At 46.7% G+C, this 24,784-nt stretch carries 23 protein-coding genes; 7 read left to right on the top strand and 16 right to left on the bottom strand.

Annotation, left to right across the window (positions count from 1 at the left end):
• Positions 1-346: 346 nt before the first annotated feature.
• The 7 genes from NSS82_RS28955 to NSS82_RS28985 all read right to left on the bottom strand — a co-directional run bounded on the left by NSS82_RS28955 (position 347) and on the right by NSS82_RS28985 (position 5,818).
• Complete coding sequence (locus NSS82_RS28955) at positions 347-697, bottom strand: FlxA-like family protein (RefSeq protein ID WP_076099710.1); 351 nt, start codon at positions 695-697, stop codon at positions 347-349.
• A gap of 115 nt (positions 698-812) precedes the next feature.
• Complete coding sequence (locus NSS82_RS28960; protein WP_076273002.1) at positions 813-2,036, bottom strand: multidrug effflux MFS transporter; 1,224 nt, start codon at positions 2,034-2,036, stop codon at positions 813-815.
• Between the two features lie 164 nt (positions 2,037-2,200).
• A complete protein-coding gene (locus NSS82_RS28965; protein WP_076124044.1) occupies positions 2,201-2,821 on the bottom strand; it encodes an alpha/beta hydrolase in 621 nt (206 codons plus the stop codon).
• Positions 2,818-3,768, bottom strand: a complete 951-nt coding sequence (locus NSS82_RS28970; RefSeq protein ID WP_038573722.1) for a ring-cleaving dioxygenase — start codon at positions 3,766-3,768, stop codon at positions 2,818-2,820. Before NSS82_RS28970 ends, NSS82_RS28965 begins: the two co-directional genes overlap by 4 nt.
• A 17-nt stretch (positions 3,769-3,785) precedes the next feature.
• The gene (locus tag NSS82_RS28975) at positions 3,786-4,187 is read right to left on the bottom strand and encodes a DoxX family protein (protein ID WP_036682076.1); all 402 of its coding nucleotides are present in this window, start codon (positions 4,185-4,187) and stop codon (positions 3,786-3,788) included.
• 115 nt (positions 4,188-4,302) lie between these two features.
• On the bottom strand, positions 4,303-5,151 hold the full coding sequence (gene ypfJ / locus NSS82_RS28980; RefSeq protein ID WP_076272930.1) for a KPN_02809 family neutral zinc metallopeptidase: 849 nt from the start codon (positions 5,149-5,151) through the stop codon (positions 4,303-4,305).
• Positions 5,152-5,347: 196 nt separating this feature from the next.
• Entirely contained in the window at positions 5,348-5,818 is a 471-nt protein-coding gene (locus NSS82_RS28985; RefSeq protein ID WP_036682080.1) for a MarR family winged helix-turn-helix transcriptional regulator, read from the bottom strand.
• A gap of 280 nt (positions 5,819-6,098) precedes the next feature.
• On the opposite strand from NSS82_RS28985, the gene NSS82_RS28990 reads away from it, so the two are divergent.
• From NSS82_RS28990 to NSS82_RS29000, 3 genes are all read left to right on the top strand, one after another.
• Positions 6,099-6,794 carry a futalosine hydrolase gene (locus tag NSS82_RS28990; RefSeq protein WP_081382515.1) on the top strand — a complete coding sequence of 232 codons (696 nt, stop codon included), beginning with the start codon at positions 6,099-6,101 and terminating at the stop codon, positions 6,792-6,794.
• On the top strand, positions 6,794-7,645 hold the full coding sequence (locus tag NSS82_RS28995) for a 1,4-dihydroxy-6-naphthoate synthase (RefSeq protein ID WP_038573726.1): 852 nt from the start codon (positions 6,794-6,796) through the stop codon (positions 7,643-7,645). Before NSS82_RS28990 ends, NSS82_RS28995 begins: the two co-directional genes overlap by 1 nt.
• Before the next feature lie 157 nt (positions 7,646-7,802).
• On the top strand, positions 7,803-8,624 hold the full coding sequence (locus NSS82_RS29000; protein WP_076272932.1) for a class I SAM-dependent methyltransferase: 822 nt from the start codon (positions 7,803-7,805) through the stop codon (positions 8,622-8,624).
• Positions 8,625-8,690: 66 nt separating this feature from the next.
• Here NSS82_RS29000 and NSS82_RS29005 read toward each other — a convergent pair whose 3' ends face one another.
• From NSS82_RS29005 to NSS82_RS29035, 7 genes are all read right to left on the bottom strand, one after another.
• Positions 8,691-9,671: an alpha/beta hydrolase gene (locus tag NSS82_RS29005; RefSeq protein WP_036682085.1), complete on the bottom strand. Its 981-nt coding sequence runs from the start codon at positions 9,669-9,671 to the stop codon at positions 8,691-8,693.
• A 227-nt stretch (positions 9,672-9,898) separates the two neighbouring features.
• Positions 9,899-11,266 carry a sensor histidine kinase gene (locus tag NSS82_RS29010; RefSeq protein WP_076272933.1) on the bottom strand — a complete coding sequence of 456 codons (1,368 nt, stop codon included), beginning with the start codon at positions 11,264-11,266 and terminating at the stop codon, positions 9,899-9,901.
• Positions 11,263-11,937 carry a response regulator transcription factor gene (locus NSS82_RS29015; RefSeq protein WP_076272934.1) on the bottom strand — a complete coding sequence of 225 codons (675 nt, stop codon included), beginning with the start codon at positions 11,935-11,937 and terminating at the stop codon, positions 11,263-11,265. The genes NSS82_RS29010 and NSS82_RS29015 overlap by 4 nt, the downstream gene beginning before the upstream one ends.
• 175 nt (positions 11,938-12,112) lie before the next feature.
• Positions 12,113-13,186, bottom strand: a complete 1,074-nt coding sequence (locus NSS82_RS29020) for an ABC transporter substrate-binding protein (protein ID WP_076272935.1) — start codon at positions 13,184-13,186, stop codon at positions 12,113-12,115.
• Entirely contained in the window at positions 13,183-14,016 is an 834-nt protein-coding gene (locus NSS82_RS29025) for an ABC transporter permease (RefSeq protein ID WP_341109924.1), read from the bottom strand. Before NSS82_RS29025 ends, NSS82_RS29020 begins: the two co-directional genes overlap by 4 nt.
• Positions 14,006-14,818, bottom strand: a complete 813-nt coding sequence (locus NSS82_RS29030) for an ABC transporter permease (RefSeq protein WP_036682096.1) — start codon at positions 14,816-14,818, stop codon at positions 14,006-14,008. Before NSS82_RS29030 ends, NSS82_RS29025 begins: the two co-directional genes overlap by 11 nt.
• Positions 14,808-15,917: an ABC transporter ATP-binding protein gene (locus tag NSS82_RS29035; RefSeq protein WP_036682445.1), complete on the bottom strand. Its 1,110-nt coding sequence runs from the start codon at positions 15,915-15,917 to the stop codon at positions 14,808-14,810. Before NSS82_RS29035 ends, NSS82_RS29030 begins: the two co-directional genes overlap by 11 nt.
• Before the next feature lie 309 nt (positions 15,918-16,226).
• Here NSS82_RS29035 and NSS82_RS29040 point away from each other — a divergent pair, with 309 nt between their 5' ends.
• A complete protein-coding gene (locus tag NSS82_RS29040) occupies positions 16,227-17,327 on the top strand; it encodes an FUSC family protein (protein ID WP_076140668.1) in 1,101 nt (366 codons plus the stop codon).
• A 91-nt stretch (positions 17,328-17,418) separates the two neighbouring features.
• Here NSS82_RS29040 and NSS82_RS29045 read toward each other — a convergent pair whose 3' ends face one another.
• The gene (locus tag NSS82_RS29045) at positions 17,419-18,306 is read right to left on the bottom strand and encodes a DMT family transporter (RefSeq protein WP_076140666.1); all 888 of its coding nucleotides are present in this window, start codon (positions 18,304-18,306) and stop codon (positions 17,419-17,421) included.
• A 61-nt stretch (positions 18,307-18,367) separates the two neighbouring features.
• On the opposite strand from NSS82_RS29045, the gene NSS82_RS29050 reads away from it, so the two are divergent.
• From NSS82_RS29050 to NSS82_RS29060, 3 genes are read left to right on the top strand one after another with little or no spacing between them, the layout of a single operon-like run.
• Entirely contained in the window at positions 18,368-19,276 is a 909-nt protein-coding gene (locus NSS82_RS29050; protein ID WP_305953605.1) for a LysR family transcriptional regulator, read from the top strand.
• A 35-nt stretch (positions 19,277-19,311) separates the two neighbouring features.
• Complete coding sequence (locus tag NSS82_RS29055; RefSeq protein ID WP_076272936.1) at positions 19,312-20,286, top strand: aldo/keto reductase; 975 nt, start codon at positions 19,312-19,314, stop codon at positions 20,284-20,286.
• Between the two features lie 42 nt (positions 20,287-20,328).
• Positions 20,329-21,720 carry an aldehyde dehydrogenase gene (locus NSS82_RS29060; protein WP_038573737.1) on the top strand — a complete coding sequence of 464 codons (1,392 nt, stop codon included), beginning with the start codon at positions 20,329-20,331 and terminating at the stop codon, positions 21,718-21,720.
• 51 nt (positions 21,721-21,771) lie between these two features.
• Here NSS82_RS29060 and pgmB read toward each other — a convergent pair whose 3' ends face one another.
• Positions 21,772-24,777, bottom strand: a complete 3,006-nt coding sequence (gene pgmB, locus NSS82_RS29065; protein WP_081386649.1) for a beta-phosphoglucomutase — start codon at positions 24,775-24,777, stop codon at positions 21,772-21,774.
• Positions 24,778-24,784 lie beyond the last annotated feature (7 nt).

The raw sequence follows: 24,784 nt of genomic DNA on the forward strand, positions 1-24,784 counted from the left end.
TGACACACGTTGTGCTAGACAATTTTTACAACTAGTCCATTATAGCAATTCTTGGAATAGAAGACCCGTGATAATCAACACCTACTCTATTAGACTGCCAGCAAATCCCTAACCCCTGCAACAGTTAAAGATTTTATAGAAAATGAGGATAAGCATAGTTAATATATTACGAAGCTGGACAGATCAATATGACGGAACTTTATTTTAGCGGTATCTTTCTAGTATTGGCCAACAATGTGATAAAAGAACATTTAAATTGTAGTCTAAACTTAAAAATACATAACAAAAAGGACATCCCTCACGGCAAAGGATGCCCTTTTTGTTATGTAACACGACTTAGTATGGTTTATACACGAATATCAAATCTGCCTTGGCTATTCGTTGTTGCGGTAGCGATCTCTTGCGGGCTTGCCGCAGCAAGCGCGTTGTTTGCAGGTTTGGCAGGTGCTTCTGCACTACTGCTTGCTGCGGAAGCACTGCTCTGCGACTTCTGGGAAATTTGTGCCTCGATTTGCTTGATCTGCTGCTCAATTTGTTTCGTTTTCGTTTCTTTGGTCTTCGCGTCATCCGAGCTGGCATCAATCTTGTCCAATTCGGCTTCCAGCTTCGCTTTTTGTTTCTCGAGCGCGCTGGTATCTGTAGTACTAGACGTCGAGGTGGTATACGATGTAGAACCTGAGACTGCGGATATACTCATAATCATCCCTCCCTTCCTTACCTCCAATATAATCCTTTTGCAGATAAGGAACGTTAAAACCCGCTGAAAGTTTGCTGAAAGTATTGCTCGCTTTCAAGGTTATAAGGATAAGCTGTTAGGAATTGGCGTTTCCCCGTCTGACCAACAGAAAATAAGACAGAATAGAGAGAACACCCGTACAGGCAATCACAATCGCCATCGGAAGTGCTGAGTCTACGCCCCCAAGGCCCACAAGCGGTGCTACACAGCTACCAAGCAGCAACGGTAACAGTCCGATTAAAGCCGAAGCACTGCCTGCGGCTTCTCCTTGGTCCTGCATTGCAAGTGAGAAGCTGGTTGCTCCGACAATCCCCACACTGGAGACAACGGCGAACAGACAGATTAGAATAGGGATCAGCCCTCCCCCTACCAGGATCGTAAGCAGCAGCAAGACGCCCCCCGTTGTACAGAGCAGCAACCCGCTAAGCAGTAGCTTCGTCTCACTCACCTTACCAGCTAGTCTGCCGGCGATTTGACCTGTAATAATAATCCCAATCCCGTTCACAGCAAAGATCAAACTGTATACCTGCGGAGTAACCGCAAAAATATTTTGCAAAACAAAAGATGACCCTGAGATATAAGCGAACATAGACGCTGTAACAAAACCTTGGGACAAGGCATAACCCATAAACTTGCGGTTGCCAAGTAACACCTTAAAGGTAAGCAGAGTACCCTTCAACCCGCTCTTGGAGCGCCGCTCCTTCGGCAATGTCTCAGGCAAGCGCAGGAGAATCGTCAAGCAGAAGATAATTCCGGCAGCAAATAATACGAGGAATATCCCCTGCCATGTAGTCACTCTTAAAAGCTGTCCTCCAATGACTGGAGCCAAAATCGGACCCAGACCATTAACAATCATCAATAAAGAGAAAAATTTCGTTAGTTCAGAGCCACTATACAGATCACGCACAGCCGCCCTAGAGACAACTACACCCACTGAACCAGCAAGACCTTGAATAAACCGCAAAACAATTAAAAGTCCAATCGAAGGACTAAAAGCACATAGCACTGAGGAAACGGCATAGATGAACATCCCTATAAGCAGTGGACGGCGACGTCCATATACATCACTCAGTGGTCCAGCTACTAACTGACCTGAGGCCAGTCCCAATAAAAAGAAGGTGAGACTTAGCTGCACCAAAGCAGCCGTCGTACCGAAATCGTCGACAAGTGTAGGCAGCGCCGGCAAATACATGTCAATCGACAACGGCCCAATGGTTGTAATGGAGCCCAGAATAACAGCAAGTTGCAATCTCTGCTTCCTAGAGGGTCCATCTACAGCAAGTTTATTAGCATTTTGCATTCCAATCATGATCCTTACGTCAACCTTTCTAAAGCAACCCGGGGGCCTTTTTTTGTATTCTTCATACTAACGTAAAGGAACTCAAATGATCAATCCTTTTATAAGGCCTCATTCGGGGCTAATAACTTAAAAATAACCGCCAAAAGGCGGTTATCCTAATTGTTTTATGCATTTTGAGATGTGCTAAATCCCTGCAGCCAATCTTTGGCGGCTTCGGCTTCCGCCATACTCAAACGGTGACCTTGGTTGCCCCAATGGGTTGTAACCTCAGCGCCTGCTTTCTGCAGAATCCCCTCTAGCTCCTGAGTTTCCGTAGATGTTATTAGCGGATCATTCGTACCTGCCCCAATAAAGATAGACACCCCTTCTAGAGAAGGAAGCTCCACATTGCGTAATGGCACCATCGGATGCAACAGCACTGCCGCGCGGAAAATGTCCTTATAATGAAACAGAAGGCTACCAGCAATGTTTGCACCGTTAGAGTAGCCAACCGCTACCAGATTGTTGGCATCAAACCCGTATTTCTCTGCCGCTTCATCCAGAAACTGCTTAATCTCATGGGTACGGAAAACTAAGTCCGCTTCATCGAACACTCCTTCTGCCAGCCGACGGAAGAATCGTGGCATGCCATTCTCCAGCACATTGCCCCGTATACCTAGCACCGATGAATCTGGGGATAACATCTCAGCCAGCGGCAGCAAATCCTGCTCATTACCACCTGTACCATGAAACAACACTAACGTAGGTTTAGTTATATCTTTACCTTTACGGAATACATGAATCATCCCTGCTTCACCTCAATTTCTCTTACTTGAATAGGCGTTAAGTTTTCTTCGATGGCCGCGCGATGCGGCTCAAACCAGGACGGCAGCATCAACTTTTCACCCAACGCATCTGGGGCTTCATCACGGGCAAAACCCGGAGGATCTGTAGCGATCTCGAACAGGATTCCTCCTCTTTCACGGAAATAGATCGCATTAAAATACTGACGGTCTTGAACGGGTGTAGGTCTATGCCCATGACTCTGTACATGGCGCGACCATTCCAGTTGCTCTGCATCATCCTTTGCCCGCCACGCGATGTGATGAACTGTCCCTGCACCTCCCGCTCCGAGCGGAACGGGTGATGTCTTCAAATCAATAATATTACCTAGCTCCCCATTGGTTCTATAGCGAGTATATCCATCTCCGTCAGCAATATGTTCCATACCCAGCGTATGAACAAGTGTCTCAGCTGTTTGCAACGGATTGCTGCTATACAGCACAGCCCCGCCAAAACCTTTGATCGCGTATTTAGTAGGAATCCCACCAAAGGACCACTTACTGAGCGGGCCTTCCTCACGTTCCACCAGTTCAATCCGCAGACCGTCGTAATCGGCAAAAGCTAAATAGGGTTCCGAGATCCGACTTCCTTTTGTAACCGAAATTCCGTATTCAGCAAGGCGTTGTTCCCAGAATTGCAGAGCACCAACCGGCACTGCGTAGATCGTTACACCAACTTGACCACTGCCGATTCTGCCTCTACGCCCTACAGGTGAAGGGAAAAATGTAATAATCGTTCCCGGAGCACCCTGCTCATTCCCAAAGTATAAATGATAGACCTCTGGAGCATCAAAATTAATCGTTTTTTTCACGAGCCGTAGGCCCAGAATCCCGGCGTAGAAATCAACATTGCGCTGAGCGTCTCCGACAAAAGCTGTAATATGGTGTATTCCTGCAGTTTGAAGTGTCATTATTATAAACTCCCTTCTTAGTTAAAAAACAATGCATCTAGAGAAATCGAACCTGGTCCCGTAAGCGCCACACCTACCGCAAATACCAGAACCGTGAGCGGAAACTCAATCCCGTTCGAAGTGGACCAGAAACCATTTGGAGCATGAACCTTAACGATTGCCCCCAGCATCGTGGCAGCGATCAACACCGCTGCAACAGGCGTTAACAGTCCTGCCGCGAACATAAATCCGCCCACCAGCTCCATAATCCCTGCTAAAATCGCCATAGTCACACCCGGTTTGATTCCGATGGACTCCATCCAGCCTCCCGTACCCTTCGGACCGTAACCTCCGAACCATCCAAATAGCTTTTGTGCACCATGTCCTATAAACGCAAGTCCAATCACCAATCTCATTAATAACAGTCCTACACTTATCATTTTTACATTCCCCTATTCCTTTGATTTAATTATCTTAATGTTAAGATATTGGGTAAAAAAGAGCGCCCGGCGAACCGGAATAACCTATGGGCTGCTCTCCTCTTCCCTCTTCTATCTACAACTCGGAGGCGTTAAACGTATCGCCGCCCTTAATCGTACCCGAGTTAAAACCTTTGTAGAACCAGCGCTTTCTCTGCTCTGAGGTACCGTGAGTGAAACTATCCGGCACTGCATAGCCCTGAGCCTGCTTCTGAATCGTATCATCGCCGACGGCGCTTGCAGCTGCCAGAGCTTCCTCTAAGTCGCCTTCCTCCAGCAGATTCATACCCTGAGCATGATTGGCCCAGACACCGGCGAAATAATCAGCCTGCAGCTCAAAACGAACCTGATATTTGTTGTACTCCTTCTCACTCAACGTCTGACGAAGGGAATCGAGCTGTTTCGAGGTGCCTAGTAATGTCTGTACATGATGTCCAACCTCATGGGCAATAACATAAGCCATGGCGAAGTCGCCCGGCGCATGGAAGCGTTGCTGCAACTCATCATAAAAGCTCAGATCAATATATAGTTTGGTGTCACCCGGACAGTAGAACGGACCGACTGCCGAGGTCGCTGTTCCGCAAGCAGAGTCTACACTCCCACTGTATAGCACTAAGGTGGGGTCCGTATAGGTCATTCCCTGCTGCTGAAAAATCTCACCCCAAACCTCCTCTGTGTCGGCAAGAACTACCGATACAAACTCCGCAAGCTCTTGCTCCTCTGCGGTCTGTTCATAAGGGGCCGTTGAACTGGAGCCTGTGGAAGTCAAACTTCCCAGGATATCCCCGGCATTGCCTCCACTGAGTAACGTGATGACCAGGACAAGGATAATTCCTCCGATCCCGCCACCAATCATCTTGCCGCCGCCGCTCATGCCTCTGCGGTCCTCCACGTTCGAACTCCCTCTTCTTCCCTGCCATTTCATGGCCAAGCCCCCAGTCGAAATATCAGGTAATCTTAAGTAAATGGCTACCTGGCTTCGTTAAGTTAAATATCTTATTAGTGATATACCCAAAAAAGCAGGGTTTCACTTATACTTACTGGAGTTGGGAGAATGAGGATGGAGCCGAACTACTTCCAACATTATAGAGGCGCCTAGTTATTCGTCATGTTCGCAGCGCCTACACACCTTTGCCAAGCTTTTTCATTAATTCGATAGCCTGGACTTTCTCTTCCTTATCTAATCCACCCATCAAATCATGAATTGAGGCTACATGACGAGGGAAAATCTCATCAAACAGTTCACGGCCTGCATCCGTAATCTCCGCATAAGTAACGCGGCGATCCTCGCTACAGGGTACACGTTTCAGCAGTCCCTTTTTCTCCAACTTGTCGATATTATAGGTAATGCTTCCGCTCGTAACGAGAATTTTCTCCCCGATCTGCTGCAGCGGAATCCGCGTTCTATGGTAAAGTACTTCAAGCACCATGAATTCAGCCGAAGCCAAGCCATAACTCTTCATATCCTTCACCGCATGATCCATTAGGCTCTTATAAGCTTTAGATAAGACTACGAACAATTTCAGTGAGGCGGCTTGTTCTTCGTCAGGTGCACTCTCTGTATTACGCAGATTTACTTGTTTATCACTCATCAATTCCACCTCCACTTCAATCAAACTTGTATTCAATCCATTTATTTGTCTTTACATTAAATATCTTTAAGTTAAGATAACTATATATCTTCCCATCCTCCTTGTCAACCTCATCGCTAAAAAAGTCACTTCCGTCTAGAGACCGGTAAGTTTCCTTTGACACTTTACAGGGAGTGATAAAAATCACCCCAAGTTTGACCTGACCTATAAAAGGGCGTATTCTTGTCTTTACGAATGACTCTTTAGTAAGCGATTTCAATACCCTAAAGGAGGCGACCTGATGAGTTCGTTCAATCCAACCCCTACCGAAGAAGCTATGGAAGGGCAGGCTGGAGCACGACGCGTGCTGATCGTGACAGCCGTAGACGCGGAGCGTGACGCGGTCCTGCGCGGCCTGCAAGGCAGCGACAGGTTCCATGTTATCGCTGCCGGCGCAGGGCCGGCAGCGGCGGCGGCGGGAACCGCCGCGGCACTCGCAGCCGGTTCTTACGGCTGCGTATTGAGCGTCGGGATCGGCGGCGGATTCCCGGGGCTGGCACCTTTAGGCTCGCTGGTTGTAGCCAGCGAGATGATTGCCGCCGACCTCGGGGCCGAGACGCCGGAGGGCTTCCGCAGCGCTGCCGAGCTCGGCTTCGGCAGTGTGTCCGTGCCGGCTGACCGCGGCACGGTGCAAGCGGTTTCGGCCGCGCTGACAGCGGCCGGGTTACCCGTAAGCACGGGCACCGTGCTTACGGTCTCGACGGCGACCGGCACCGCGGAGACGGCCGCCTCCCATCTCGCGCGGCATCCCCATGCCGTCGCGGAAGCGATGGAGGGCCACGGAGTCGCCGTGGCCGCCCAGGCGCTGGGGCTCCCGGTACTGGAGCTCCGCGCCATCTCGAACCCGGTCGGTCCCCGCGACCGGGCCGCATGGAAGATCGGTGATGCAATGGAAGCATTAACGGCGGCAGCCGCTATATTACTGGAGGTGCTGTAATGACAACTGAGCTTAATATCGCTTTTTCCCCTTGCCCTAACGATACCTTTGTATTTCATGCCTGGGCGCACGGGCTTGTCCCGAATGCACCTAGGCTGAATGTAACCTATGCCGACATTGATATTACCAATACGCTGGCCGCTGACGGAGAAGGACCAGAAGTCCTCAAAATCTCCTACGCTGCTCTGCCTTGGGTTCTGGAGCGGTACAAACTGCTGCCATGCGGCGGCGCTTTAGGTCGCGGCTGCGGCCCGCTGCTGCTTACAGCAAGTGGACCCCATGCGATCAAACGCCCAGAAAAGCTAGCCGGACGCCGGATTGCTGTGCCTAGCGAACGCTCTACGGCTTATTTGCTTTTCCGATTATGGGCAGCACAAAATGTAACTGGAGGCATCGGCGAAATAGTCGTAATGCCTTTCGATGAGATTATGCCTGCCGTACGGGATGGTCATATCGATGCAGGGCTGGTAATTCACGAAGCCCGCTTCACTTACGCCTCGTATGGTCTTAATATGCTGACTGATTTAGGCAGCTGGTGGGAAAGCGATACCGGACTGCCCATTCCACTCGGCGCTATCATTGCCCGCCGTGATTTAGATGCCGATGCTATCACCGGCTGGATTCGCAGCTCTCTTCAGTATGCGTGGGATCATCCAACGGATTCCAGAGACTATGTGCTTAGCCATGCTCAAGAGTTGGCTCCTGAAGTGGCTAAATCGCACATCGATCTCTACGTTAATGACTTCTCGATGAATTTGGGTGATGACGGCTATGCCGCAATCTCTGCCCTGCTTGATCGTGCTGCGGCAGAAGGACTTGTGCCTGCAATCGATCCAGCACTGCTTCGTTAACATTTACTAGATAGTTTAACAATCCCCGGCTACACCTAAAAGGTGTTCTCCGGGGATTTTATTTATTCTACGTAACATTCCCAGCCAGCCATTATTTGGCTTATCGAACCAGTGATTATACAATAGACTATAAACATGATCTATGAGGGAGGATCACATGATACCTGAAAAAAACAGCAAACAAAACATCGACCGCTTTCTGGGCTTTCAAAATGAATATGACCGCTACCGTCCCGAAGCCCCTGAGATGATTATCAAATTGCTAACAGATTACCTAGGTACCACCCCTTCACTCGTCGCAGATATAGGCTGCGGTACGGGTTTGTCTACTTTTCTCTGGAAGGATGCCGCAGAACGCGTAATCGGTGTCGAGCCTAATCCAGATATGTTGGGAAAAGCAATCGATAAACTTAGCAGATTAGAAGCACCCCAATCAATTACTTTTGTGCAAGGCTACTCCAACCAGCTTCCGCTTGCATCAGATAGTGTAGACATAGTTACCTGCTCGCAATCATTCCACTGGATGGATCCTCAAACTACACTGCAAGAAATCTCCCGGGTCTTAAAAAAAGGCGGAGTATTTGCCGCCTACGATTGCGATTGGCCTTTATCTCTTCAGCAAAATGTAGAAGAACAATACAACCAGCTGATCTCCAAAACAGAAGAATGGCTGGCTTCGCTTTTGCCTAATGAGGAGAGAGCACATAAATGGTACAAAGAAGGCCATTTGTCACGGATCAAAGCTAGTGGGGCCTTCTCTTTTGCCAGAGAAATCGTATTCCACAACCTTGAGTCCTGCGACGCCCAGCGATATATCGGTTTAACCCTAAGTCAAGGGGGAGTGCAAACCGTAATGAAACTAGACGCTACCTTGCTTGAGCAAGATATCGCCGCTTACACCGCCGCGGTTGAACAGCATTTTCAAGGCAGAACATTAGAGGTTCTGATCAGCTACCGAATGAGAATCGGCATCAAATAATCTTCGATCACAACCAAAAAAACGCCCCGCCCCCTCATATGAGGAGTTCGGAGCGTTTTCTTCTTTTTATTTAACTTCTTCCATGAATACCCTTAGGTTCTCTACGATTTCTTTCGATTTTGAATGATGTAAGTAATGTCCGCCTTCAAATGTCATTACTTTTCCATGCACAGAATCCTTGACTTGCCCTTCATGCAGAGGAATCCAGTCTTTCACGGTAGTATTATTCGCTTGTATAAAGAAGATAATGGGAAGATTCTTGTCGAATGTTAAGCCTCTGGAGGCAACAAAGTTAGGATAAATATGTTCCATTTCATTTAAGGTAGTGGAATTGTTCATATTTTTAAGCGAAATCAATTTCATTTGTTTTTTGGTTTCATCATCAAATGGCAGTCCATCATAAGGGTCACCGCTTAATTGCAAGCCCAATCTTATGATCCCTGAATCTTTAAGCAGCTTTAATTTTTTAATTGGGAATTTAACATCCATACCGCCTTGCTCCGGAACACTACTATCAATACCCACAAAAGCACTCACTTCGTTTGGATATTTCTTCGCATATTCCAATCCGTAAATACCTCCAATCGAGTGGCCCATTAGAATGTATTGGTCAATGTTAAGATTCTGAACGGCTTCATGAATTTCACTAACGATATTCTCTGTAGTTCGTTCTTTTTTTGTTTCATCACTGAGTCCATACCCAAACGGTTCAACCGCCACCACTTTGTAGAATGGTGATAACTCATCAATCAACGGCTTGAAATCAAGCGCTGGTGCTCCTGTTCCAAAGCCTGGTATGAGCACGATCGTCTGTTTACCTTCTCCTTGAATCAAAACATTCATATTTTTCCCGTCAACAGGGACTAACTGACCATAGTGCTGTATTTTTTTCTGGTCTGTTTTGTTGCTGATCACATTAACTGTATAGACAACGGCTAGAAAAAGTACGACCACGATCACTATTGCTCCTAGTATTTTGAGCAACAGGTTACGCAGTTTATGTTTTTTCTGTCCATTCCCCGTTTTTTTGTCCGCTTGTTGTGTCACCCTCATCTTCTCCTGTCTTTAATCTGTTTATTAAGCTCTCTTAATGTTTCGCTAATGAGATCATAACTAACAAAGATGTACCCCTCATGACGGCAATATGAACTGAAAATGAACAGGTAAAAAAAAATGCTACGGCAGCACAAGACAAGAAAACTTGCCAGTACTGCTGTAGCAATGAAAAATACGGGATGCATCCAAGCCCTCGCAAGGCACCGCCTGGAAGCTAATTACTCTGTCGGCGCTATAATTGGCAGGGTGACAACGATGGTCGTTCCTTGACCGGGTTCGCTTTCCACGCGGATATCCCCTTTATGAAGCGTTACGATCTGTTTAACAATGGCAAGTCCCATCCCGCTGCCACCATATTTACGACTGTGGGATCGATCAGCCTTAAAGAACCGTTCAAATATACGTTGCTGATCCTCAAGTGAAATCCCGATGCCAGTGTCTGTTATCCGAACGGTCACGTTGTTGATATCTTGTTTGAGGCTGACGTTAATTACACTGTTATCCTTAGAAAACTTGATGCTGTTGCCAAGGAGATTGGTCCATACCTGACTTAACAGGTCATAATCAGCCAGTAGGATAATAGGCTTCAGATCAAGGTCGAAGCTGATGTTACGAGCTGACCATTGCGGCTGAATTGCTACGATTACTCTTCTTATCTGTTCGTCCAGATTGAATGTAGTTAGCCGTAGCTGCTGGGACTGCGATTCTAATAAACTCAGCTTCAGCAGGCTGTCACTCATTTTAGACATCCGTTCTGCTTCAGCGATAATAATATCCAGATAACGATTTCGCTCTTGTTCTGCAAGATCTACTCGCTTGAGCGCAATCGCATACCCAGATATTGAGGTGAGCGGAGACTGGACCTCATGCGACACATTGGATACAAACTCCTTACGCATCTGCTCAAGCTGCTGCAGATCGTGCATCATTTCTTCAAAGCTGCGAGCCAAGGTACCTAGCTCACCGGTTTGTTTAATATTCAGCTCGACGTTAAAATCACCAGCTGCTATTCGTCTGGTCGCTTTGGTTAGCTTCTTGATCGGTCTGACTAAGAACATCGCGGCTACCAGAATCAAGAGGCTTCCAGCTATCAATGAATAGAGTAAGAAATTTAATACCAAATTCCTTCTGGCAGTGATGGAAGGGGGATTAAGCGTCTCCACAAACATCGCTTTGGTGCCGTCTTCCGTTCTCAGCTGTAAGCCTAGGAGAAGCGCAGAAATATTCCTGTTATGAGGTTGATATACTTCTCCTGCGAGAACTTTTTTTATTTCTTCCATAGTTACAGGGACCGGCTTGTGCCCATTAAGCGTTCCGTAAGATTGGAATTTACCCGCTTCATCGAAAATTCGGATGTGGTAGGAATCAAGCTGCTTCATTCCACTTACGAAAGAGTTGGCTCCACGAAATGGGAAGGTCTCGTAAACCCTGACAATATCCTGTCCAAAATGCAATAAGGGAATTCGCGTGTTCTCGTTCAGTTTATCTTCGAATACCCAAGTTGCCACAAACAAAGCAATGATTGTGCCCCCGATTACGGAGGCTAGGAAGGTCAGTACAACGCGTGTATATATGGATCTAATCATTCGTACACCTCAAGCCTGTAGCCAAGTCCACGCACCGTCTCAATACGAAAATCAGGGGTAGTCGCAAACCGTTCACGCAGGCGTTTAATATGCACGTCAATCGTCCGATCATCTCCAGCATAATCAATTCCCCAAATTTGATCGATCAACTGCTCGCGCGTATAGACTTGTCCGGGTGTCCCAGCAAGCTTGTACAGCAATTCGAACTCCTTGAGGGGTAAGGCAAATGACTCCGTGCCTCTCATCACCTTATAGGTCTGCCGATCAAGGATGACGTTACCAATTTGGATCATCTGCGTGGAGCCGATCCGATATCGTTTCAGCAATGACCTAACACGGACCGTCAGCTCCAACGGATCGAAGGGTTTAGTTAAATAATCATCCGTACCTAATTCGAAGCCCTTCACTTTCTCCCAGGTTTCGCCTCTGGCAGTCAATATAAGTAATGGAAGATCAGGATTAGCTCTGCGGAGCTCCTTACAAAGCATCCAACCATCCATATTTGGCATCATAATATCCAGCACGACAAGATCGACATGTGTTCCAGCATATACGGCGAGCGCTTCCTTGCCATCCACAGCTTCAACTGTTTCGAATCCGTCGTTGCGGAGAAATAAACAGACAAGTTCGCGAATGTTCGCATCGTCGTCAGCAACCAGTATAGTAGGCATTCGTTTCCTCTTTTCCTGTTGTCCATTCTTACTATTATACTATATTATACTTTCGGCTAAACTGTCTGTTGTCTTGAGACTACACGATGATCAAACCGAAAAAGAGCGTCTAACACGGTTACCCGTATGTAGACGCTCTTAATGTCGTTTCGCTTTAGCTCTAGCTTTAGTCAGCTTACTTCTTATTCATCTTAAACATTAGGAACAGCTCATTATAATGAGCAAGCATCCGTTTGCCAAGGTTGTCGTATACTTCAAGCCGGTCCGTAATTTCAGCAGGTGGATAGAAACGGGTATCCTCAGAAGTTTCCTCAGGAAGCAGCTCCAGCGCAGGAATGTTAGGCGTGGAATAACCTACATATTCTGCATTCTTAGCAGCAACGTCTGGGCGGAGCATGAAGTTGATGAACTGATGCGCTCCATCCACGTTTTTCGCTGTCCGAGGGATAACCATGTTATCAAACCACTTATTCGAACCTTCTTCCGGTACTACATAATCCAGCTTATCATTCTCGTCCATGATCTCGGAAGCATCGCCGGACCAGACAATCCCAACCGCAGCTTCTTCATTTGCCAGCAGCATCTTGATCTCATCACCGACAATCGCCTTCACGTTAGGAGACAACTTGTTGAGCTTGGTCAGTGCTTCTTGCAGATGCGCCTCATCCTTGTCATTAACAGAATAATGCAGGCTGTTCAAAGCCATGCCCATCACTTCACGGGCTCCGTCCACCAGGAAGATGCTATTATGCAGTCTGCTGTCCCAGAGAGAATCCCAGCTGGTGAAGTCCATGCCCTTGGTCATTTCCGGATTGAAAATAATCCCGACGGTCCCCCAGAAATAAGGCACGGAATATTTGTTGTCTGGATCAAACGAAAGGTCCATAAACCGTGAATCAATATTCTTTAGATTTGAAATCTTGCTATGATCCAGCGGGATGAGCAGATCTTCTTCTTTCATCTTAGCAATGGCATAATCCGAAGGGATTACAACATCAAAGGTAGTTCCACCCTGCTCAACCTTGGTCAACATAGCTTCATTGGAATCGAAGGTTTGATAAATGACTGTTAAGCCGGTCTCTTTTTCAAATTCCTTCAATAGATCCGGATCAACATAGTCGCCCCAGTTATAGATAGTCAGTGTGTTTCCACCCGAATATCCCTCTCTCGAATTCATCCAAGAGCCCAAGTACATAAGCGCAAATGCCGTGATAAGGATCGCCAGAAAAGCATTTATCAGCTGTTTCATCTAGGCACCCCCGCTTCTGCAACAGGCTCCGCCACAGCTTCTGCTGTGTTATGACGATTTTTCTTAAGGGTCAGGAAGTAATAACCAACCACAAGCAGAATGGTGAACAGGAAGATCAGTGTCGACAGCGCATTAATCGATAGCGATACCCCTTGTCGAGCTCTAGAGTATATCTCAACCGATAACGTCGAATAACCGTTGCCTGTTACGAAGAATGTAACTGCAAAGTCATCCAGTGAATACGTAAGCGCCATAAAAAATCCGCTGAATATCCCTGGTTTAATAATCGGCAAAATAACTTTAGTCAGCACATCCTTACGGCTTGCCCCAAGATCACGGGCTGCATCCGTCAACGTAGGGCTCATTTCCTGTAGATGCGGCAAAATCATCAATACGGCAATCGGCACACTGAATGAAACGTGTGAAAGCAGAACAGACGCGAAGCCCAGCTTGATGCCAGCAATGGTGAACAGGATGAGGAATGAAGCACCAATAATGACATCTGGACTGACGATCAGCACGTTATTCAGTGACAGCAAGGTGTTCTTAGCGCGGCGATTCTGCACACTTTTAATGGCCAGCGCACCAATAATAGCGATAAGGGTCGCAATAGCCGAGGATAGCAGCGCGATCACAAGCGTATTGATTACGATAATAATCAGGCGCTTGTCTTGGACCACCTCACGGTAGTAATCCAGCGTAAAGCCCTCGAACTTATGCATCGTCCCCCCACTGTTGAACGAATAGTACATTAAATAGAAGATAGGTGCATACAGAACAATGAACACCAGAACTAGGTAGAGGTTAGAGAATCCATTTTTATTTCTCATTCCGCGCCCCTTTCCGCGATCCGCCTGTGATAATCATAAACAGCGCCATGATGGCAATCAGAAACACTGCAACTGTAGAACCCATGCCCCAGTCCTGAGTGACCAGGAAATGCTGCTCAATTGCGGTGCCCAGCGTAATGACCCTGTTGCCTGCAATCAGACGGGTGATCATAAATAGGGACAGCGCAGGTATGAATACTGCCATACAGCCTGAGCGTACTCCCGAAATGGTCAGCGGAAAAATAACACGTCTAAACGTGGTCCAGCCCGAAGCTCCTAAATCACGTGCCGCATCCAGCAAGGATAAATTTAAATCCTCCAAAGCGCTGTATATCGGCAGGATCATAAACGGGATAAAAATATAGACAGATACAAATACAAAGCTGAATCCCGTAAACAGAATTTGCTGTTCTCCGATTCCAAGCAGATCAAAGAAATTATTGATCGGACCAAATGTACCGAATATCCCTATAAAAGCGTAGGTTTTTAGCAGCAAATTAATCCATGTCGGCAAAATAATCAGCAATAACCACAGCTGCTTATGTTTGGTTCTCGTCAGCAGATAAGCCGCCGGATAGGCAACCAGCAAAGAGAATGCTGTAATCAGAAACGCGTACCAGAACGAGGTCAGCGTCATTTTCAAATATACAGGGGTGAAGAAACTGACGTAATTATCCAGAGTAATATGGCCATCCAAATCAAATAACGAATAGTAGATGACAAGCACTACCGGTGCAATTACAAACAATGCGATCCAGAGGTAATAAGGGATGAGATAGTACGATTTGCCCTTATTCTTCATGACTCTCCACCTCGCCATAAGCTTCCAGACGTCTGTCGAATTCTTCCTCCGTTTCACCGAAACGCATAACATGGATCGCTTCCGGATCAAAATAAAGGCCAATTTCACTGCCTACAGTCGCCTTACGTGTAGAATGCACAAGCCATTCATGCCCGGATTCATCATAACAGCTGATTTCATAATGCACGCCCCGGAACAGCTGGGAATCAACCCGCACACGTAGTTTACCCTGTTCCAGCGTAGAAATTTCCAAATCCTCAGGACGAATAACAATCTCTACGGATTCATTCGGTTTCAGCCCGGCATCGAAACATTCGAAGCGGCGGCCGTTAAACTCCACCAGATAATCCTCGATCATAACTCCCGGCACAATGTTCGATTCGCCAATAAAATCCGCCACAAAACGGTTAATCGGCTCATCGTAAATATCATTAGGAGTGCCGCTTTGCTCGATTTTTCCTTTATTCATGACAAAAATCCAGTCGGACATCGCGAGTGCCTCTTCCTGGTCATGGGTTACAAAAATAAAGGTAATCCCTAGCCGCTGCTGCATTTCCCGCAGTATGTACTGCATCTCCGTGCGCAGCTTGAGGTCTAGCGCCGATAGAGGCTCGTCCAGCAATAGAACCTGTGGCTCATTCACAATCGCCCGGGCAATGGCGACCCGCTGGCGCTGACCGCCGGACATTTCGTTAATCGCACGCTGCTCATAACCCACAAGGTTAACGAAGCTTAGCGCTTCCTGTACCTTCTTCGTGATTACGTCCTTCTTAAGCTTCTTAATGCGCAGTCCGAAAGCCACATTCTCGAATACGTTCAGGTGCGGAAACAATGCGTAATCCTGAAATACCGTATTGACCTGCCGCTCATTGGCGGGAATGTGGTTAATTACTTTTCCATTTAAATAGATAGAGCCGCTCGTTGGCTCAGCGAACCCGGCGATCAATCGAAGAATAGTTGTTTTACCACAGCCAGATGGACCAAGTAGTGTATAGAATTTGCCGCGCTCTATCTCAAAGCTGACTCCTTTTAACACCGGATCTTCGTCGTCATATTGCTTAGTAACTTCTTCAAATGAAATGATGGTACCTTCCTGAATAGCTATAGCTAACAACCTCCCTTACCTTAGTAATACAATACTATTTTACCCGCATCTTGCGGAGAACAATCGAAATGGGTATGCTCAGCGCTAATAAGCGACAATTTCCCCTCTCCTTCGACGCTCCAATAGATATAGCATATTAGATTGTACCATTATATGCGATAGCTTACATTGTTAAATGCTAAGCATAAACTTAACAAGTTTGTAAAAAGTCCAGTCTTCCATGCCCTTTTTGAGGTGCTATAATGAAAACGAACTGAAAAGCCAGTGTGGTTTTCTTATTTTTGCGAAAGAAGATGAATGATAATGAACGAGGGGTTACTAGACCGCCTTGAAAAATATGGATTCTCACTTTACATGATACGAATTACGCTTGCCGCATCACTATCCTGGGTAGCCGTACACAGTTTATATGGTGACCAATATTTATACTTTGCACCGCTTGCAGCCATTCTCATTACTCAAGCCAGTGTGAAGGCATCACTCGAAAAAGGAATCTACCGCCTGATCGGCATTATTATCGGTGGAATTGTCAGCCTGATTGTAGGCCAATTCTTCGATGTAGGTGCATTTTCCATTCTGCTAATTCTGCTCATCGGGATTGGGATTGCCACTGCCTGTCGGATGAATATCCAAGCGGTTTCGCAGGTCGGGGTGACCTCGGTTCTGGCCCTTACCTTTTATCACAATGATTACGTGCTTTGGAGAGTCGCCGAAACCTTTATTGGTGTGCTCATTGCCTTGATCATCAATATGATTATCGTTCCACCAAACAGGTTCGTCAAGGTAAAAGCATTGGCACTCGATGGAAGCCTTCTACTTTCGGAAGCATTAAAAGGCCTCGTAGGCATAAGACGAGACTCTTCAAAGGATAATAATATGCTGGAGCAAGCAGGTAAACTGCTGTCTGCCAGCAATCAACAACAGAAGGAAATGTTCTACACCATTGCTCATTATCAGTGTCGTGGTGATCTAAAGGGACTTATACAAGCCACAGCACATCTAAAGACCATTCATTCCTATGTTAAAGAAATTTCCGACGATATTTGCTTGCTGCCAGCACATCATGCCAATTCTGACTGGATGCTGGAAGTGCTGGAGGCAACAGCCGATTGTATAGCTGTTTATGGTACGAAGACCTTATCCAAGGTTGAATGCCAACGTTCACTTACAGATTGTCTGCATCGTGCCCGCGACTTGCAGGCGGCCAGCTTCTCTGAACTGCAAGGACGGTGCTCACTGACTTCCGTTCGTGATCTAGGTGCGCTCTTCAGTCACTTAAACCGGGTACTCGAAGAAGTGGAACGTGCTAGTTCTGCTACTTACGTAGTTGCAGCTCGGCCTTCAACAGCTGAAATCACACGCGCTATACGCTTAATTAAAAAAGGACTCTCCCAGAAGCTCTAAGCTTGGGAGTGTCCTTTTTTTTATGTTCAATCCCTATTAGACATAATGCCCTTTTGCTCGATTGGTTACTACAACCATCCAACAAATTTAACTAGACTGATTGTTTGGCGGCACGCCCTATCTTCACATTTACCAGAACAATACTGCTAACAATCAGTAATAATCCAATCACAAGGTTTATGGTAATCTGTTCTTTCAAAAAAACTACGCTGGTAGCTATCGAGATCAGGGGGATTAAGAAGGTGAATGAACCTACTTTTCCTGCTTCTCCTTCGTTAATCAGCTTGAAATAGATTAGCCAGCCCAGAGCAATAACAAAAATTGCGATAAACAAGGTATCCACAATAAAGGTTCCACTCCAGGTGATATCCGACCATTTCTCCGTAGCTGACCCCGAAAGTAGCAGAATGATGCCACCAATCGTGATTTGCATAGCCGTCATCCACAGCATATCCACACGTACAGCATTCCGTTTCATATATATTGTTCCTAATGCCCAGCTTAAGGCACTGGCTAAAGCCAGCACAATTCCCCATATGGAGATACTCCCATTAATTCCACCGATACTAAGAGAGGCTACCCCGAGAAAACCAAGCAGCAAACCAGCCATTTTAAGCCCGTACATGCTCTCACCTAACCACAGCCAAGAAAAAATACCTAACAATACAGGCTGCAAAAATACAATCGATGAGAACAATCCCGCCGGAACATACTGCAAGCCAATCGTCTGAAATCCATAATAAAACACAATACTAAGGACCGCCGAGATCAGATAGATCGGCCAGAGCTGCTTGAAGCGAAGCTCCTTCACCTTGGGCAGTGCAATTAGAATCAGAATAATACCGCCTACGACGGTTCGAATACCTGCAAATAATAGAGGTGGAGCGTAGTCTAAGGCGATTTTGGATATAGGCCAATTAATGCCCCATACAATCACCAAAAAAATAAGAAGGATCATACTTTTCTTCTGCTGATTCATTTGTTCACTTCCTTGGTGTAGATTCATCACAAATGATACAATAAACAAGAGCATAAATGAAATGAATAATAATCATAAGGGGCATATCATATTTGTTATGAACAATACTCAAATTCGTTTATTCGTCAAAATCGCCGAAAGCGGCAGCTTTACTAAAGCTGGTGTAGAACTGAATATGACACAGCCTGCGGTCAGCCGGGCGATCTCGTCCCTCGAAGCCGAATTAGACGTGAAGCTCTTGCTTCGAGATCGGCGTAATGGCCTGATGCTTACGGATATCGGCAAACGTATTCTTGTTATTTTCCGTGAAATTCTAATGGGCTTTGATAAGGTCAATCAGGAGATTTATGCAGAGAGAGGTCTTGAAAAAGGGAGTATCCGCATTGGGGCTTTTCCTGTGGCATCTGCTCATTTTCTACCGAAGATTATTAGCTCTATCACTAGAAGATATCCAAACATTACGATTAGCCTACAGGAGGGTTCTATCGCTGAAGTCAGAGAATGGCTGGATTCAAAAGAAATTGATGTTGGCTTATTGCTCGCTCCCAGTGCAGAATTCGAAACCATTCCATTATATAGAGAGAAATTGTTTGCCGTTTTTAGAGATGACCATCCCCTGCAAAAGCGATCCATTGTATGTGTGCAAGAATTAGCGAACGAGCCCATGTTGATTTGCAAAGCAGGATATGAACCGCCTGTTGTAGAGCTATTCCGCAGAAGTAATAGCCATCTGAATGTAAAATATGTGGTTAATAACTTTGCAACAGCTCTTAATATGGTTCAGGAGGGGCTGGCAATCGGCGTGATGTCTGAACTGTCCTTGTTATCTCTGCCTCCAAATGTGGTTACCCGTGAGCTGCAGCCGGATGCTTATAGAGATATCCAAATTGCGGTCAGCTCGCTTGCCGACACTTCAATTGCTGTAAAGCTCTTCATTGAGACAGCGCTGGATCTTTTCACTCAAAAATAAATGGATTAATGAATAGATGATAAGGAGTGCTGAGGATGAACTTTAAAAGACTAGGAAATAGCGGATTACAGGTATCCGCATTAGGACTGGGAACGAACGCTTTCGGCAAACGTGCGGATCAAGAGACCTCCATTCAGATTGTACATGCTGCGCTTGATCATGGAATTAATTTCATAGACACTGCTAATATTTACGCTGGCTCAGAATCCGAGCGAATCATTGGTCTGGCCTTGGAAGGTAGGAGACAGGAGGCTGTTCTCGCAACTAAAGCAGGTTTAGTTAAAAATGAGGGTCCCAACGGCAGCGGCTCCTCCCGTCGCCATTTGCTGCAGGAGCTTGAAGATAGCCTTCGCCGCCTAAAGACGGACTATATCGATCTGTACCAGATTCATACCTTTGATCCCTATACGCCGCTTGAAGAAACCTTACGAACCTTGGACGATATGGTATCCTCGGGCAAAATCCGTTATATCGGGGCCTCCAACTATACAGCATGGCAATTAATGAAGGCGATTGGGATTAGTGAAGCACGCAACTTCACCAAGTACATTTCAATTCAGTGCAGCTACTCCTTAGCAGACCGGACACCGGAGAATGAGCTTCTTTCGCTCTGCCTGGATCAAGGGGTAGGGATCATTCCTTACTTTCCACTAGCTGGCGGAATTCTCACAGGCAAATATAATACAAGCGATTCAGCCCCATCAGGGTCCAGAGCAGATACCGATCCTAATTTCAAAAGATTCCTTGATGATGACCGGATCAAGCTCGGAAGCCAAGTGAGCCAAATTGCTGAGAAAATGGAAACCTCATCTACTGCGCTCTCCTTAGCTTGGCTTATGAATCGGCCTGCCGTCTCGACGGTTATTGTCGGGGCTACACGTGTGCAACAGCTGGAACAAAATTTGCTTAGTACCTCGCTTGTACTTAATGAAGAAACTTCGGCCAAGCTGGAGGAAGCCAGCGATTCCTTCCGGTATGGCGAGCCGTTCGCCTTTTACCGACTCCCATAGAGTCTCGTGCTCTAACTTCTTACAAGGATGGAGGAAAGATTAATGACAACCTATACAGCTGACAGCATTCAAGGGATGCTTGAAGAGCATAAGGATTTTTTTAATAGCGGCGTAACTAAGGAGGTTTCTTTTCGTCTCCAGCAGCTGCTCAAGCTTAAGAATATTATTAAACAATACGAAGGACGAATCATCACCGCACTACAACAGGATTTAGGAAAAGGTGAGTTCGAAGCCTATGCCACAGAAATCGGCTTTACGCTGGACAGTATCGGCTACATGATGAAACATCTCAAGCGTTGGGCGAAGCCTAAAAAGGTTCGATCCCCGCTGCACTTATTTCCTGCAAAAAGTTATATTTTAAGTGAGCCTTACGGCACAACGCTCATTATTGGCCCGTTTAATTATCCATTTCAGTTGCTAATTGAGCCCCTGATCGGCGCCATTGCCGCTGGTAACTGCGCTGTCCTCAAGCCATCTGAGAGCACACCTGCCATCTCGTCCGTGGTTGAGCAGCTTATTCAGGAGACCTTCGAGCCGCAGTATATCCGCGTAATTCAGGGTGAAAAAGAGACCACTAATTTACTGATCCACGCCAAATTTGATTATATTTTCTTTACGGGCAGTGTGCCTGTCGGCAAAATCGTAATGGAAGCGGCAGCGAAAAATTTAGTGCCTGTAACCTTGGAGCTTGGCGGGAAAAGTCCGGTTATTGTTGATAAGACCGCTAATCTTGATGTTGCAGCGAAACGGATTGTCTGGGGCAAGCTGCTGAACGCGGGCCAAACCTGTATCGCACCGGATTATCTGTTGGTCCATAAGGATATTGCCAAAGAATTGATCACCAAAATCAAACATCACATCACTGAGTTCTACGGTCAGGATGCACAGCCTAATACAGATTACGGCCGGATCGTGAATGATCGCCAGCTGCAAAGACTTGCCGACCTCATTGCGCGTGATCAAAACAAGTTGATTATGGGCGGCACCATCGTACCAGAAGAACGTTATATTGAGCCAACTCTAATCTATCCTGCTACTTGGACGGATGCTGCTATGGAAGATGAGATCTTCGGTCCGATTCTACCTATATTAGAATATCATCAATTGGATGAGGCCATTCAGAGCATTAATGAACACCCAAAGCCACTGGCACTATACCTATTCACGGAGGATAAGAGTGTAGAACAAGAGGTGCTGTCCCGGGTCTCATTCGGGGGAGGCTGTATCAATGATACGATCTCACATGTGGCGAGCACTTATCTTCCGTTTGGTGGAGTAGGAAACTCCGGAATCGGGGGTTATCACGGGAAGTATAGCTTTGAGGTCTTCTCCCATCGTAAAAGCATCGTCAAGCGAGGCACACGGATCGACCTCGGAATCGTGTATCCTCCTTATGGCAATAAAGTGAAGCTGGTTCGAAAAGTAATGAAATAAACAAAGCAGCAAACCTCCCATGATCGGGAGGTTTGCTGCTTATCAGGGTAACTACGCAAACAGCTCTAACAATTTCTCAACACTTATCTCAGCGGTGGAAGCCAGACATAGATCCGCTGTCTCGGTCACGAGCGCCACTCCAGCTCCCACTGACTTCATACCAGCAGCATTAATTGCGGCTATTCCCTCCTCGGTATCCTCAATCGCCACGCAGCAGTCTGGGGATATGCCCAGCATCTCTGCAACCTGCAAGTGAATCTCTGGATCTGGCTTGCTTCTACGCAAGTTGCCAGGGTCAGCCACCGCCTGAAACCAATGCCCGATCTGCAAGCGTTCGAGAATCAGCAGCGCATTCTCATTAACTGAGGCCAGTCCGATAGCGATCCCTCTTTGCTGTAAATCGGACAACACGCTGTGGATACCCGGATACAGCTCAGCAGGCGTCATTTGCTGAACAAGCTGTCTGTACTTCTCGTTCTTTTTGTTGCAGAGCATTCCCTTTACCGGTTGCGGCAAATTCAGTCCACTACTCTCCAGAATGACTTCTAAAGATTCCATTCGACTTAGGCCCTTGAGACTCTTATGCTTCTCTCGATCAAAAGAAAGTGCAAGCTCATCCGCCAGATCCTTCCAAGCCTCATAATGATACTCTCCAGTATCAGTAATTATCCCGTCCAGCTCGAAAATAACAGCTTCAAGCTGCTTCACATTCGAAAGCCTCAGCGGCTTCTGCGCAGACAACTGTATAAGGTTTCCCTTATGCATAATCTCAAGCTCTTCGCCCTCCAGCAGCGTATAGATCACTTCTGTATCACTCACAAAAATATCCAATAGCTGTCCAGCACTTGTTATTTTAAACCGATAGCTCTCCCACTGCGCTGGCACACTAGGATTAAATGATAACATCCCGCCGCATAAGCGCATGCCACCAAAACCATTCACAATCGACAGCCAGGAGCCTGCCATAGCAGCAGTATGCAGCCCATCCTTGACGTTGCGGTTGATGTCATCCAAGTCCATCCGTACCGTGCGGTCAAAATAGGAATAGGCTCCCGTCAAATCACCAATCTCAGCAGATATTATACTGTGAATGCACGGTGACAATGAAGAATCATGCGTCGTCAGCGGCTCATAATAATTATAATTCCGGATCTTATCCGCCAAGCTGAATTGGTCACCCAGCAGAAACATCGCCATTACCAAGTCCGCCTGTTTCAACACCTGATGCCGGTAAATTACCAACGGATGGTAGTTGAGCAGCAGCGGATATTTATCGGCTGGTGTATGCTCGAAATCCCATTTTTTCTTGGAGAGAAACGTGTCGTCTTGAGCATAAATGCCAAGTCCCTCATCAAAGGGGATAAACATTTTGTCCGCCGCTTCCAGCCACACTAATGTCTCATGCCCAGTCAGACCGATTTTTTGCTTCAGACGTTCGAAATGCTCAGGATACTGCTTAGACAATATCCCTGCCATCTCGTGTGCATAATAAAGCTGATCCTGGACCATAAAGTTGGTGTATGCATTATTGTTGACAATAGCTGTATATTCATCAGGACCGGTTACTGCATCAATACAAAAGGCACCGCCCCTAGCCGGATTAAAGTACCCCAAGTCCAACCAAAAGCGGGAAGTTTCGAATAAAATTTCCGCTCCCTTCGTAACCAAAAAATCATAATCTCCGGTAGCCAGTACATACTGCTTGATGGCATACGCAATATCCGCATTAATATGCATTTGCGCCGTGCCTGCCGGGAAATACGCAGAGTTCTCTGCCCCGTCTATAGTCCGCCAAGGGAACAAGGCACCCTTCTGCGACATTACCGCTGCACGCTCCCGTGCTTTGTCTAACGTGGCATAACGAAATTCGAGCAGCTTTCGGCTAATCTCCGGCTGTGTGAACGTAAAGAAGGGCAGCATATACATCTCGGTATCCCAGAAATAGTGCCCTTCGTATCCTTCACCCGTTAATCCCTTGGCCCCAATATTCGTAACCCCGTCACGGCCTACGGATTGAAGCAGTTGAAAAGCATTAAAGCGAATCCCCTGCTGAAGCGCAAGATCACCATGAATCTCCACATCCGTATGTGCCCAGTATCGATCCAGATAAGCCTGCTGTTCCTGGGCAAGCGCTTCAAACCCGCTATGGTCTGCTAAGTGTAATATTTCAGTACTTCTACTGAGTAGTTCGTCTTCCGGATAATCTTTAGAGGTATGGTAAGAGATATATTTGGTTAGTGAGACGCTTTCCCCACGCTCCACCGGGACGACAAACTGCATGGATAATTTCTGCCCCTCATGCTGCACGGTCCTTTTATCCTCAGATCTTGAATCGAGCTTATGACTTACCCCTGTTAATAAGGCAAACTGGGTATGCCGCGTCCGCTGCTTCATCCATAAGAAGGACTGTCCCGGTTCATGACCGGTATCCTCCAGGAGCAGACTGGGCTCCTTGCCTCCCGAGCCCAATCTGGGATCATCCGTTACCTTAGGTTTTTGGATCTTGCCGTCGATGGATGAAGTGAAGGTAAGCACTCCGCTGAAATTCAGCGCTTTAACCTCATAATCTATCGCCGCCAGATGTTTGTGCTGCAAAGTCACCATCCGCCGGATATGAAGGTGTACCCGGTGACCAGCTGGAGATTCCCAATCTACCTGCCGATGCAGAACCCCGCTTCGCATATCCAGCTTTCGTTCATAATGGTGCACTTGCCCACTGTTTAACTGAAAGGTCTGCCCTTCAATACTCAGTTCAATAATCTTGGCATCTGTTACGTTCAGCATCGCTTGATTGCGGGATGGATATCCGTAGGCTCCCTCTGGATATACAATGGGCTCCGAATCAAAAAAACCATTCAAATAATTGCCTGTTACAGACGAGCCTGAGCTGCCGTGGTAACCTTCTTCGAAATTACCGCGCATGCCAATATATCCATTGCCAAGAGCAAAAATACTCTCGCTTCTTTGATTGTTCTCTTCACTATAAGCTTCCTCATCAAGACTCCACTCCCGGTAAGGATATACCACCGCCGGATGTACGTATGGTTTCATCTTCATCTCTCTA

The organism is Paenibacillus sp. FSL H7-0735, assembly GCF_038008505.1.
Classification (GTDB): domain Bacteria; phylum Bacillota; class Bacilli; order Paenibacillales; family Paenibacillaceae; genus Paenibacillus_AQ; species Paenibacillus_AQ odorifer.

Excerpts from the sequence above, each read along its gene's own strand:
- NSS82_RS28955 (WP_076099710.1), bottom strand. The coding sequence starts at position 697 with ATGAGTATATCCGCAGTCTCAGGTTCTACATCGTATACCACCTCGACG.
- NSS82_RS28960 (WP_076273002.1), bottom strand. The coding sequence starts at position 2,036 with ATGCAAAATGCTAATAAACTTGCTGTAGATGGACCCTCTAGGAAGCAG.
- NSS82_RS28965 (WP_076124044.1), bottom strand. The coding sequence starts at position 2,821 with ATGATTCATGTATTCCGTAAAGGTAAAGATATAACTAAACCTACGTTA.
- NSS82_RS28970 (WP_038573722.1), bottom strand. The coding sequence starts at position 3,768 with ATGACACTTCAAACTGCAGGAATACACCATATTACAGCTTTTGTCGGA.
- NSS82_RS28975 (WP_036682076.1), bottom strand. The coding sequence starts at position 4,187 with ATGATAAGTGTAGGACTGTTATTAATGAGATTGGTGATTGGACTTGCG.
- ypfJ (WP_076272930.1), bottom strand. The coding sequence starts at position 5,151 with ATGAAATGGCAGGGAAGAAGAGGGAGTTCGAACGTGGAGGACCGCAGA.
- NSS82_RS28985 (WP_036682080.1), bottom strand. The coding sequence starts at position 5,818 with ATGAGTGATAAACAAGTAAATCTGCGTAATACAGAGAGTGCACCTGAC.
- NSS82_RS28990 (WP_081382515.1), top strand. The coding sequence starts at position 6,099 with ATGAGTTCGTTCAATCCAACCCCTACCGAAGAAGCTATGGAAGGGCAG.
- NSS82_RS28995 (WP_038573726.1), top strand. The coding sequence starts at position 6,794 with ATGACAACTGAGCTTAATATCGCTTTTTCCCCTTGCCCTAACGATACC.
- NSS82_RS29000 (WP_076272932.1), top strand. The coding sequence starts at position 7,803 with ATGATACCTGAAAAAAACAGCAAACAAAACATCGACCGCTTTCTGGGC.
- NSS82_RS29010 (WP_076272933.1), bottom strand. The coding sequence starts at position 11,266 with ATGATTAGATCCATATATACACGCGTTGTACTGACCTTCCTAGCCTCC.
- NSS82_RS29015 (WP_076272934.1), bottom strand. The coding sequence starts at position 11,937 with ATGCCTACTATACTGGTTGCTGACGACGATGCGAACATTCGCGAACTT.
- NSS82_RS29020 (WP_076272935.1), bottom strand. The coding sequence starts at position 13,186 with ATGAAACAGCTGATAAATGCTTTTCTGGCGATCCTTATCACGGCATTT.
- NSS82_RS29025 (WP_341109924.1), bottom strand. The coding sequence starts at position 14,016 with ATGAGAAATAAAAATGGATTCTCTAACCTCTACCTAGTTCTGGTGTTC.
- NSS82_RS29030 (WP_036682096.1), bottom strand. The coding sequence starts at position 14,818 with ATGAAGAATAAGGGCAAATCGTACTATCTCATCCCTTATTACCTCTGG.
- NSS82_RS29040 (WP_076140668.1), top strand. The coding sequence starts at position 16,227 with ATGAACGAGGGGTTACTAGACCGCCTTGAAAAATATGGATTCTCACTT.
- NSS82_RS29045 (WP_076140666.1), bottom strand. The coding sequence starts at position 18,306 with ATGAATCAGCAGAAGAAAAGTATGATCCTTCTTATTTTTTTGGTGATT.
- NSS82_RS29050 (WP_305953605.1), top strand. The coding sequence starts at position 18,368 with ATGAATAATAATCATAAGGGGCATATCATATTTGTTATGAACAATACT.
- NSS82_RS29055 (WP_076272936.1), top strand. The coding sequence starts at position 19,312 with ATGAACTTTAAAAGACTAGGAAATAGCGGATTACAGGTATCCGCATTA.
- NSS82_RS29060 (WP_038573737.1), top strand. The coding sequence starts at position 20,329 with ATGACAACCTATACAGCTGACAGCATTCAAGGGATGCTTGAAGAGCAT.
- pgmB (WP_081386649.1), bottom strand. The coding sequence starts at position 24,777 with ATGAAGATGAAACCATACGTACATCCGGCGGTGGTATATCCTTACCGG.